This is a genomic window from Longimicrobium sp. (genome assembly GCF_036387355.1).
GTDB lineage: Bacteria > Gemmatimonadota > Gemmatimonadetes > Longimicrobiales > Longimicrobiaceae > Longimicrobium.
On record NZ_DASVTX010000085.1, the window covers coordinates 1 to 10,954 of the forward strand.

Annotated in this window: 6 protein-coding genes and 2 pseudogenes; 3 read left to right on the forward strand and 5 right to left on the reverse strand. The window is 72.0% G+C overall.

The genetic code is table 11. From position 1 onward, the window contains the following. Together VF665_RS04060 and VF665_RS04065 are read left to right on the forward strand one after the other, a co-directional pair. A pseudogene (locus VF665_RS04060) lies at nucleotides 1–264 on the forward strand (dynamin); the annotation flags it as partial. Nucleotides 265–1,154: 890 nt separating this feature from the next. Beyond that, nucleotides 1,155–2,294, forward strand: a complete 1,140-nt coding sequence (locus VF665_RS04065) for a hypothetical protein (protein WP_331052130.1) — start codon at nucleotides 1,155–1,157, stop codon at nucleotides 2,292–2,294. A gap of 86 nt (nucleotides 2,295–2,380) precedes the next feature. On the opposite strand, the gene VF665_RS04070 is transcribed toward VF665_RS04065, so the two are convergent. The 5 genes from VF665_RS04070 to VF665_RS04090 form a co-directional block, all read right to left on the reverse strand. Next, nucleotides 2,381–4,966 carry a polynucleotide kinase-phosphatase gene (locus VF665_RS04070; protein WP_331052131.1) on the reverse strand — a complete coding sequence of 862 codons (2,586 nt, stop codon included), beginning with the start codon at nucleotides 4,964–4,966 and terminating at the stop codon, nucleotides 2,381–2,383. Between the two features lie 107 nt (nucleotides 4,967–5,073). After that, nucleotides 5,074–5,847 carry a nucleotidyltransferase domain-containing protein gene (locus VF665_RS04075; protein ID WP_331052132.1) on the reverse strand — a complete coding sequence of 258 codons (774 nt, stop codon included), beginning with the start codon at nucleotides 5,845–5,847 and terminating at the stop codon, nucleotides 5,074–5,076. Nucleotides 5,848–6,526: 679 nt separating this feature from the next. Then, complete coding sequence (locus VF665_RS04080) at nucleotides 6,527–7,450, reverse strand: nucleotidyltransferase domain-containing protein (protein WP_331052133.1); 924 nt, start codon at nucleotides 7,448–7,450, stop codon at nucleotides 6,527–6,529. Nucleotides 7,451–7,490: 40 nt separating this feature from the next. Next, nucleotides 7,491–9,032: a hypothetical protein gene (locus VF665_RS04085; RefSeq protein WP_331052134.1), complete on the reverse strand. Its 1,542-nt coding sequence runs from the start codon at nucleotides 9,030–9,032 to the stop codon at nucleotides 7,491–7,493. Beyond that, nucleotides 9,029–10,519, reverse strand: coding sequence for a 3' terminal RNA ribose 2'-O-methyltransferase Hen1 (locus VF665_RS04090; RefSeq protein ID WP_331052135.1), 1,491 nt, complete (start codon nucleotides 10,517–10,519; stop codon nucleotides 9,029–9,031). The genes VF665_RS04085 and VF665_RS04090 overlap by 4 nt, the downstream gene beginning before the upstream one ends. Before the next feature lie 218 nt (nucleotides 10,520–10,737). Here VF665_RS04090 and VF665_RS04095 point away from each other — a divergent pair. Next, nucleotides 10,738–10,954 (forward strand): annotated as a pseudogene (locus tag VF665_RS04095) (hypothetical protein); the annotation flags it as partial.

Here is a 10,954-nt window from a genome sequence, read left to right on the forward strand (position 1 = left end):
GGGCTGTACATCATCCCCGCGCGGCGGCGGCAGGCCAAGCAGGAGTTCGCCAAGAAGGTGGGCGACCTGCGCCGGCAGCTGAACGAGGGCCTTACGCGCCAGGTGCACGCGGCGGTGGGGGATTCGCAGGAGAAGGTGAACGAGAGCATCGCGCCGTACCGCCGGTTTGTGGAGGTGCAGCAGCAGCAGCTGAACGAGGCGCGCGGCGAACTGGTGATCGCCGAGGACGCGCTGCTGCGCCTCAGGACGGAGCTGTCGGCGTAGGGGACATCACCTGCAGGCGGGCGGCGGACTCCAGGGCGGCCCCCACCCGGGCTCGCATGACTCGCCCACCCTCCCCCAAGAAAGACTGGGGGAGGGTTTTTGTGGGGCGGATTTTCGGTGTGAAAGGCCGGGGAGTGGCGCGGCCGAAGGTGGGCTGAGCGACTGAAGTCGCCGCAACAACGGCGGAAAATCCCCCAAACGGACGGGGGGACTTCACCTGCACGCGGCGGAAACCCCGGTGTGGGTGGGCGGGGGTAGCCGCGACCACGGGCTGGCCGAGCGAGTGAACTCGCCGCAACAACGGCTGAAAGCCTCACGATACTGCCGTGAGGCTACACCCCCGGCCCGCAGCCCCGTGGTAAAGCGCCCCTCTCCGTGCGGCTGTTTGCACGGGGAGGGGCGGGGGGAGGGGCCCCGAGCTCCGCGGCCGAGCCGAAGCCCGCTTCGAATGCCCGAACGCCGCCTGCGCTCTGAGGTCTCCCTTTCTTGCGCGAGAACAGGGGAGAGGGGGCTTTCCGCATGCCCGGCAGAATTCGGAGTGCGCCCGACCTCTCCTGAGCGGATCAATCCGCCGCTCGGAAAGCGGTAAGCCCGGACTCGCGGCCGCTGTCGCGTTCACGCTCGGGGCTTCAATCTCAACTACTTCCGGCATCTACGTTCCCATGCGGTTCTCCCCTCGCCGTGCGCAGTTTGCACGCGGAGGGTCCTGCGAGGCACGCCGCACGAGCCGCCTGATCCTCCGGGACCGCGCCCCCTTCCCGCCCGCCCCGATGGGCCGCGTCTTGCGGCGGCGGTGGCGCGAAGGGATGTTGCGCGCAGCTGCTCTGTGACCCGCCTGCCGGCCGCGACCGGCCGTCTTTCCATCCGTCCCGCCGCACCCGGATGTTCCCATGAAGCGACTGCTCGCCTGCCTCGTTCCCGCGCTGGCCCTGCTGGCCGCCTGCAACAGCGACTCCAGCGGCCCCGAGGTGGAAAAGCCGCGGACCGCCGAAGCCAGCCTGGCGCTGCGGCCCTGGAACCTGAGCGATCCCGCGTACCGGAACGCGGTGCGGAACTCGTTCGCGGGGCTGCCGGTGGCCGCGGGCGCGCCGATCACCGCCAACGAGGGGGTGCAGATGCTGGCCGCCTTCGCCGCGGTAGACTCCCGAATGAACCCGGGCCGCATCCCTGAGCTCATGGACACCACCCGCGCTTTTCAGCGCTTCCGGAGCACCGACCCGGCCATCGGGCAGGTGGGCGACAGCCTTTCGTACGCGGGCCTGCGCACCGCGCTGGTGGGCGCGATGTCGTACGAGGGCGGGGCTGAGCTCGAAAAGTGGGTCCTGGGCGCCCGCTCTCCGGCCGGGGGGCTCATGCTGGCGGGGATGATCTTTTCCAGTACCCTTCCCGAAACCGTTCCCGCGCAGATGACGGTGCTTGCCAACGGGCGGCTGCTTCTGCGGGTGAACGCGCGACTGATGTACGAGAACCCTCTGCGCCTCATCCCGCTGATCGCCCACGAGATCGCCGCGCATCAGGACGGGCAGAATTCCCGGGCGGAAGAGGTGGCGGGCAGCCTTCTGGAGCAGATGATCTGGTATCACATGCTCACCGCGCAGGAGTCGCTGGCCGAGGGCGGCACCGTGCTGCCGGTCACGCGCAACCTGCGGCTGAGCGCGTTTCTGCAGTCGGGCACGGGCAGCAGCCTGGGCCTGACCGCGGCCAACGGCTCCCTGTTTCCGGACATGGAAGCCGATCATCCGCTCGGTGCTACACGCTCCTTCGTGCAGTTCGTGCAGACGCAGTATCCCGGGGCGACCGCCGCGGCTTCTCCGTCCAGCGTGTCGCTCACATCGTTCCTGGCCGCGCTGGGACTGCAGTGCCCCGCGACCGAGTTCTCGGAGGCGCACCTCACCTGCCTGCATGCGGAGCTGGGACGCATCTCATCGGGCCAGATGAACGGGTTTGCGTACGATCGGCGGATCGCCGTCATGTCCGCGCTCAGGATGGCGCCCGGCCAGGGAGGCGGCGGACCGGTCACCCCCCGCTGATCGCCGTGCAACCTCCCGGCGGGCCGGCGCGAGCCGCGGGATGACGAACGCCGGCCCGGATGGCTCCGGGCCGGCGTTGTTTTCCCCTACAGCCGCGGGTCCACGGGCTCTGACTCCAGCGCCAGCACGCCGAACACGCACTCGTGCACGCGGCGCAGCGGCTCGCCGCGAACGAACCGCTCCAGCCCCTCCACCCCCAGCGCGAACTCGCGCATGGCGAGGGAGCGCTTGGCACCCAGCCCGCGCGCCCGCAGCCGCTCCAGGTTTTCCGGCGCGCTGTACTCCGGGCCGTAGATCAGCCGCAGGTACTCGCGGCCGCGGCACTTGACCGCGGGCTGCACCAGCCCGCGTCCGCCCCGCGCCACGAAGTCCATCGGCTTCACCACCATCCCTTCGCCCCCCGCGGCGGTCATGGCCTCCCACCACGCCACCGCCGCCGCCTCGCTTTCCGCATCCGCCAGGTTCACCACGCGGTACTCGGTGGGGTACAGCAGCCGCCCGCCGCCCGCGCGGATGGCGGCGATGCGCTCCATGTGCCACCGGTGGTCGCGCCCGGTGTGCACCGCGCCCTCCGTGGCCAGCAGGTGAAAGGGCGCCAGCCGCAGGTCGTCGACCGATTCCACGGGCCAGACGTAGCGGTTGTACGAGGCCGTGTACGCCTCGGCCGCGCCCAGCCGCTCCTCCGTGCGCAGACGCAGGGCACCGACCCCCGCGCCCCGCGCCTCCGCGCGCCGCAGCGCATCCGCGGCCTCGCCCAGCGACGCACGCGCGGCTGCACCCACGGAGGCGTACTGCGACCGGATCAGCTCCTGCGCCTTGGCGGACCAGGGCATCAGCTCGCAGTCCAGCACGGCCCAGTCCGTCGCCATCTCCTCCCAGAACCCGGACGCCGCCATGGCGTCGCGCACGATGCCGAGCGCCTCCGCCTCCAGCGCGTCGTCATCAAAGAAGCGGCGGCCCGTCCGCGTGTACACGATCCCGATCCCCTGCCCGTGCACGCCGAACCGCCGCGCCGCCGCGTCCTCGTCACGGCAGACGACCACGACGGCGCGCGAGCCCATGTGCTTTTCCTGGCACATCACCTCCGCGATCCCCTCGCTGCGGAAGTAGGCGAACGCCTCCGCCGGGTGCTCCAGCAGACCGGGCGCGCGGCTGGTCTGCGACGGCGACATGGTGGGCGGCAGGTACACCAGCCAGCGCGGGTCCGCGGCAAAGCGGCTCATGACCTCCAGTGCCGCCGCCGTGTTCTCAGCACGCAGCGTCACCATGCGCGCCAGCGCCGTCTCCACCCGGCGCGTGCCGCTGACGTCGTCGATGTCCAGCAGATCGTCCGCCCGCTGCTGGGCGGATAGAACCGCCTCCTCCTCCACCAGAAAGGGCCGCGCGGGCTCCGCGTAGACGGCGCGCGCGGGGACGGAAACCAACTCCTTTTCCGGCCACCGCAGCGCCGTAAGGCTGCCGCCGAACACGGCGCCCGTGTCGATGTTCAGCGTGCGGTTCAGCCACTCCGGCCGGGGGACCGGCGTGTGGCCGTAGACCACCGCCGCGCCGCCTCGGTACTCCGCCGCCCAGTTGAAGCGCACGGGGAGCCCGAACTCGTCCGTTTCCCCCGTTGTTTCGCCGTACAGCGCAAACTCGCGCACGGCGCCGGAGCCGCGGCCCTGGAACTCCTCCTTGAGCCCCGCGTGGGCGGCCACCAGCGCGCCGCCGTCCAGCACGTAGTGGCTGGGGAGCCCGTCCAGAAAGCGGTCCACCCGGGCGCGGAACTCCGGCGTCTGCTGCGCCAGGTCGTCCAGCGAGGTCTGAAGGCCGTGCTTGATCTGCACGTTCTTGCCGCGCAGCGCGCGCAGCAGCTTGACGTCGTGGTTGCCGGGAACGGCCAGGGCGGTCCCCGCCTGCACCATCGCCATCGCGGTCGCCAGCACGTGGGCCACGCGCGGCCCGCGGTCCACCAGGTCGCCCAGAAAGACGGCCTTGCGGCCCTCGGGGTGGCGCGGGACGCCGTCCTCGCCGGGCGCGTAGCCCAGCGCGGCCAGCAGTTCGTCCAGTTCGTCGCCGCAGCCGTGCACGTCGCCGATCAGGTCGAACGGGCCGTGGTCGCCGCGGCGGTCGTTCCACAGCGGCTCGCGGCGGATCTCCGTCAGGTCCTCCACGTCCCGCGCGCTCAGCACGAAGACGTGGCGGAACCCTTCGCGCCGCAGCGCGTGCACCGAGTCGCGCAGCTGCCGGCTCTGCTGCGCGATGGCGTGCGGCGGCACCTGCCGGTCCACCCGGGCGGCGTTGCGTTCCCGGCACACCCGCTCGGGGATGTTGAGGACGATGGCGACGGGAATTACGTGCGTTTCCCGCGCGATCGCCACCAGCGGCTTGCGCGCCATCGGCTGCGTGTTGGTGGCGTCGATGACCGTCAGCCGCCCCGCCCGCAGCCGCTTGCGGGCGACAAAGTGCAGCACCTCGAACGCGTCCGGGGTAGAGCTCTGGTCCAGCTCGTCATCCGCCACCATCGCGCGGAAGAAGTCGGACGACAGGATCTCCGTGGGGCGAAAGAACCGCCGCGCAAAGGTGCTCTTTCCGCATCCGGACGCGCCCACCAGCACCACCATGGAAAGGTCGGGGAGGGCGATGGCGGGCTGCCGCCGCGCGGTCTCGGTGTTCTCGGTCGTATCCGTCATGACTCCACGCGCCGCGCGGGCGCCTCGTTCCGTCGTTCAAGAATCCGTCAGCCGTCGTCCCGATCCGCGGCTCCGCGGGATCGAAACGACGGACGGTCATCAACATTTCACGCCGCGGCCGCCAGCGGCTGCATGCGGAGCTGCACCAGCAGGTCGTGCAGGGCGCGGCGGGTGGATTCGCCGGGCGTGTCGGGAAGGGTGCTGCGCTCGGCGGATTCCACCAGGAGCGCGTGCAGCCGCAGGTACTCCGCGCGGTGAAACTCCACGTCCGCGTCGCGGATGATGCCCTGCTCGTCGCCGTTCACCTTGCGTGCGATCAGGTCGTCGATGTACGGCAGCCCCATCTCGTAGTTGCACGAGGGCAGCGACGCATTCACCCGTCCCGTGCGCATGAGGGTGATCCCCGTCAGCAGCACGCGGTACAGGTACAGCAGCGGCTTCAGGCGGCGCGGGTGCTCGCCGTCCCACAGCCGCCACTGCCCGGCGGCGAACCCGGCGTAGTGCCGCACGCAGCCGCGGGTAATGCAGCCGCGCGCCACGCGTTTGAGCTCCGCGTGCCCCGGCGTGGTGTGCACCACCAGGGGCGAGTAGAGCTGCTCCAGCACGTAGCCGTTGTTGCGCAGCAGCAGGCGCAGGAACTTGCACGCCTCGTGCGTCACCAGGTCCACCTCGGCGCCGTCGCGCACGTGCTCCAGCGACACGGTTTCTTCGCCCGTGGACAGGCCCACCAGGTGCTCCAGCGGCAGAAGGTGCACGCCGCGCAGGTCGTGGTCGGAGTCCGCGGAGGGGAATCCGTACAGGTGCGCGCCGCTCACGGTGGCGAACAGCAGGGGGTACGGGTGCGCGTTTATTTCGGCGCGCAGGCGCGGATCGGTCGTCATGCGGTCCTCGTTTTCCGGCGGCACGCGTTGGCTGCGTGCATCGTTTTGACAGATGAAGAACTGCGTTTGGGCGTGCCCCTCCGCTGCGCTCCGGGTCGGGCTTCGCGCGCCGTAAGGCACGATACAGCTGTGCCTAACGGCGCCGAGCCCCCTGCGTTCCGGGGCAACGGTACTGCTGTTGCCCCTGCACTCCGGTGTCTCGGCCCTCCGGGCGCGAATCCCTCACGCGAGAACGGCGAGTGCGGAGTGCGGAGTGCTGAGTGCTGAGGAACGGAAGTGCCCAGTTCCGAGTGCCCAGTGCCCAGTGGCGGTGCGCTGGGCGCGCCTCACGGCGGCCCCCACCCGGGCCGGCACCACCGGCCCACCCTCCCCCAAAACAGACTGGGGGAGGGTTGTTGGCGCGAGCGACAATCTGGAGAGCGCACCCATTGCTCCCTTCCCCCAGGGTTTTTTGGGGAAGGGCTGGGGATGGGGGCCTCTCTCCGCACGCGCCACCCTGTCCGAAACGCGCCAGACCGCCGTTGCCGTGTGCCCCCTCCCCCACATCCGTTCGTGGGAGAGGGTGGACGCGTCTCAGCGCGGCCGGGTGAGGGCGCCGGCCGGGTGAGGGCCACACGCCGCGGCCACACTCGACTCCGCTGCCCCTCAACCCTCGCCATCGCCCTCACCCCGGCCCGGCTCATAACTCCACGGCGGCGCGGCGGGCGCGGACCAGGTAGTCGTTCGCCCAGGCGTAGTCCGGCGCCTCGGGCAGTGTGGTGGACGCGTACGCCGCGTCGAACTCGCGGTGCAGCGCCAGCCGCCACTGGTTCACCTCGTCCCACTGCGCGCTTCCGGCGCGGATGTCCAGCAGCGGCGCCCGGTGCTCGTCCCGCACCGCGATCGGCAGCGTGCCCTCCCGCAGCGCCGCCACGCCGGAGAGCAGCAGCCGGATCAGGTGCATGGCGTGCTTCCACCGCGGCGCGCCCTCCATGCGAAAGTCCGTCTCCAGCCGCTTGAACTGCGACAGCACGTACCCGTTGAACGTCTGGTACACGCGCCGCGACAGAAAGCGGTGCCGGTTGTCCAGCAGCTCACGCGCGACCGGCGTCGAATCCAGCACCAGCGGCGTGTACAGCACCTCCAGCACGTTGGGGTTGGCCTTGAGCGCCAGCACCAGGAACTTGCCGACCTCCCAGTAGACCTCGTCGCTGTCCGCGCTTTCCAGCTGCTCCGGCACGCCGTAGAGCGCCCAGTGCAGCCGGGCAGGCGGCAGGTAGAAACCGCGACGGTCCACGTCGGATTCAGCGGACTGCAGCCCGTACGCGCGCGACCCCACCACCGCGCGCAGCGCCACGTGCCGGGTCAGGTCGTACTCCGCCAGCGCGTCGGCCTGTAGCAGCGCGGTGGCGTGCTCCTGCTTGCGGATGGTGAGCTGGTCGCGCCGCATGGACACCTCGGCGCCATCCGGCATGCGCACGCGGTAGGCGTGCGCCGCGTCGTCCGGCGCGCGCACCACGTGGCCCACGGCGCCCGCGGGCGCGACCAGCGCGCCCGCGCCGGTGGTGGCCGCCTGCCGCAGGGTGACGCGGGTGCCCAGGGGCAGAATCAGATGCGTGTTCATCGTCGTTCCCGTCCTTCCGCCCCGGCGCGCCCGCGCCCGGTCAGCGAAGGACGAACAGGAGCCAGTCTCTCATGAGTGGCGGGACGTGTTCGCCCGCCTCGTGCAACGCCGCGCGTGCGGCGCTCTTCTGTTCTTCCGTGGGCGGTGCCGCCGTGCGGTTCAGCCCGTCTCGCCAGCCCCGCAGATGATCCTGCGCGGTCCGCGCGAGCGACGCGTCAGGGCCGGCGCAGCCGCGCAGAATCCACCCGATCGAATCCCACCGCGAGCCGGACGCCAGCAGCCGGAACGCGTTGCGGCGGACGTGCGCCGGCTGCGTTTCCGCCATCCGCGGCGCGAGTGCGGCCCGCGGCACCCACCCGATCCGCGGCCGCAGCGCCTCTGCCGCGCGCCGGGACACGCGGGCGGACGGGTCCACCAGCGCGGCGAGAAACACCTCCACTTCCTGGGCATCCGCGAGCCGCGCCATCGCGCCGACCGCGGCGGTCCGCACTGTCGGCCGTGCGTCGGTCAGGCAGGTGCGGACGAGGTCCGCGTCCGCCGCCGTCCCGGTTTCTCCCAGGCCGGCGATCACCGCGGGCATGCGGAGTCCCGCCTCCGCGATCCGCTCCCGGTAGAAGGCCGCCGCATCCACCGGCCCGTGTGCGTCCAGGTGGAATCGGGCGGCGCTCCGCACGCGGGCCGACCGGTCGAGCAGCGCCTCCCGCAGCACCGCGTCCCGCTCCCCCGGGCCGAGCGCATGCACCGCCACATCCAGTCCGGCCGTGCGGATGACGGGTGCCGGGTCAGCCAACAGCAGCGGGAGCAGCGCCCGCTGGCCATCCTGCCGAAACGTCCCCACCCAACCCGCCGCCCGGCGCCGGATTCCCACATCGCGGCATCCGAGCGCAATGCGGACGCGGCCGAACCTGCGCGGCCCGTCGTGCCGGGTCAGGAGCTCGAACGCCGCGCGCCGCACCTGCCGCTCGGGGGACTCCAGACAGGAGAACATCCGGTGCTCCGCCCGGTCCGATGCCAGCAGCTCCATCACCCGCTCCGCCAACTCCGGATCGCCCCGTTCTCCGCCGCGCACCCAGAGCACCAGGGCCAGGTTGCGCGCCCAGTGCACGGCGTAGTCATCCCCCACCCGCCCGCGGAGCGCCTCCCGGGCCGCATCGCGCACCTGCGGAACCCAGTCCCGGGCGCGCAGCAGCAGCGGCCGCAGTTCGCGCCCGTCCCGCTGCTCCGCGAGCCGCCGGACCATCTCCGCGCGGATCAAGCCGTTCCCGTGCGACGCCAACACCTCCGCCGCGGCGGAGCCGGGAGCGATCACGACGTCTTCCGGGATCTCCGCGTACTCGTCCAGGTGGCGCCAGCCGCGCAGCCTCTCGTCCACGCGGGGCCACTCGCCGGGGAGGATCCCGTCGATCTCCCGCCGCAGCCCGCTTTCGGCCCGATGGCGTGCGGCCGCGGGACCCTCGAGCACGTCCCCCAGCCGCATCGCGACCCGCCCCTCCGCCCTGGCCGGATCCGGCGGGAGCGCAGGCCGCGCAATGAACGAAGCCCGGGGAGTGCCGCGGATCCAGCGGATCAGTCTGCCGATCATCCATCCCCCTCCCGTGAACCCGCGTTCTCCGCCACGGGCGTATCCGCGCGGGCAAAGACGGCCATCTGCGTCGGCGCGCCGACCTCCTCGTCCACCGGGCCGACGGGGAGAAAGCGAAGCGTGTAGCCGAACCGCGCGCAGACGCCGTCCGCCCACGCCTGGAACTCCGCCCGTGTCCACTCGAACCGGTGGTCCTTGTGGCGAAAGCGGCCCGCCGGCAGCGAGGGCCAGCGGACGTTGTACTCCGCGTTGGGCGTGGTGAGCACGACTGTTCCCGGCCGCGCGTACTCCCACAACACCCGCTCGAACGCCGCCAGACGCGCGGCATCCAGATGCTCGATCACCTCCACCACGGCGGCCGCGTCGTAGCCGGCCAGGCGCCGGTCGCGGTAGGTCAGCGCGCCGTGGATGAGCCGCAGGCGATCGCGCACGCGCGGCGCCATGCGGTCCAGCTTGAGCCGGTCCGCCGCCACTTCCAGCGCGCGGTGCGACACGTCCATTCCCACGATCTCCGTGAACCGGGGCTCGGCCACCAGCAGGCGCAGCAGCCGGCCCTCGCCGCACCCCAGGTCCAGCACGCGCGCGGCGCCGCTTTCGCGCAGCACCTCCATCACCTTTTCCAGCCGCTGCTGGTGCAGGCTGATGCGGGACTCCAGCGCCCCCTCCTCCGCGTCGCGCACGCTGGCGGCGCTGGGTTCGGCCGCCTCCGCTCCCTCCACCGCCGCTTCCACCGCGCCCTCTTCCGCCACGTCCGGCTCCGGCTCCACCAGCCGCGCAAGCGCCTGGTCCACCAGCGAGCGGCGGCGCTTCAGGTAGCGCGCGGCGATCAGGGTGCGGTCGGGGTGCGCGGCCAGCCATCCCTCGCCGTGCCGCAGCAGCTTTTCCACCTCCTCATCGCCCACCCAGTAGTGCTTGGCGCCGTCCATCACCGGTACCAGCACGTACAGGTGCGTCAGCAGGTCCGCGAGCCGCACCGTCGCCCGCAGCGTGACGGTGAAGTAGCGGCTGTCGCCCCACTCGGGGTGTGCGGGGTCCAGCGGCTGCGGCGCCGCCTCCACCTCGTAGCCCAGCGGCTCGAACAGGCGCCGCAGCACCGCGTCGCCGCCGCGCACGGGGAGCACGGCGAGGCGCGCCTCGAGCGGGATGGGGGTGGCCGCCAGTTCCGCCCGCTCGCGGCTGATGCCCGCCATGGCGCTCCGCAGCACCCGCGAGAGCGCGACGGAAAGAAAGGACGACGCGGCGTACGGCCGGTCGTTGACGTACTGGTCCAGCGCACCGCTGTCGCCGTGGCCGCGCCCGCGCACCAGCCCCACGGGGTCCACGTCCAGCAGCAGCGCCGCGGTGCACGCATTTTCGTCCGCTTCGGGGTAAAAGACGTGCGCCGTCCCGAAGCCCAGGTCAAAGCTCTGCGCGCGGGCCGGGTTCTTCGCCAGCAGGTAGCCCAGGTCCGTCGCGGGGACGTGCGTGGTGCGCAGGGTGAGCAGCATGGCCGTACAACTCTGTTTCGATGGATGAAGCGCGGCCGTTCGCCGCCCGCGCGCTGTTGTCCGCGACTGGATTCCGGTGTGCGGCGCCCGTAGACTCTCGTCCGATAGCCGGGCCGCGTGGATGGGTCAACCGACCGGGAAAGCCGCGAATCCCGGCGATCCGCCGCGCCGTACCGGTTCCGTACTCCCGGCCCGTCACCGCACGCCCATCCGACCCGATGCGCATCCCGAAGCTGATTCTGCTGCCGCTGGCCCTTTTCGCCGCGGCTTCCCTGCACGCACAGCCCGACGCGCGCCGCGCGGCAGAAGGCATTCGCGAGCCGTCCCTCCGCGCCCGGGTGGAGTGGCTGGCCGGCGACGCCATGCGCGGCCGTGCCACCCCCAGCCCGGAGCTGCAGGCCGCCGCCGACTCCATCGCGGGAATCTTTCGCCGTG

What these genes read in the sequence shown, in the direction of transcription:
- VF665_RS04065 (WP_331052130.1), top strand. Translation starts at nt 1,155, where the DNA reads ATGAAGCGACTGCTCGCCTGCCTCGTTCCCGCGCTGGCCCTGCTGGCC.
- VF665_RS04070 (WP_331052131.1), bottom strand. Translation starts at nt 4,966, where the DNA reads ATGACGGATACGACCGAGAACACCGAGACCGCGCGGCGGCAGCCCGCC.
- VF665_RS04075 (WP_331052132.1), bottom strand. Translation starts at nt 5,847, where the DNA reads ATGACGACCGATCCGCGCCTGCGCGCCGAAATAAACGCGCACCCGTAC.
- VF665_RS04080 (WP_331052133.1), bottom strand. Translation starts at nt 7,450, where the DNA reads ATGAACACGCATCTGATTCTGCCCCTGGGCACCCGCGTCACCCTGCGG.
- VF665_RS04085 (WP_331052134.1), bottom strand. Translation starts at nt 9,032, where the DNA reads ATGATCGGCAGACTGATCCGCTGGATCCGCGGCACTCCCCGGGCTTCG.
- VF665_RS04090 (WP_331052135.1), bottom strand. Translation starts at nt 10,519, where the DNA reads ATGCTGCTCACCCTGCGCACCACGCACGTCCCCGCGACGGACCTGGGC.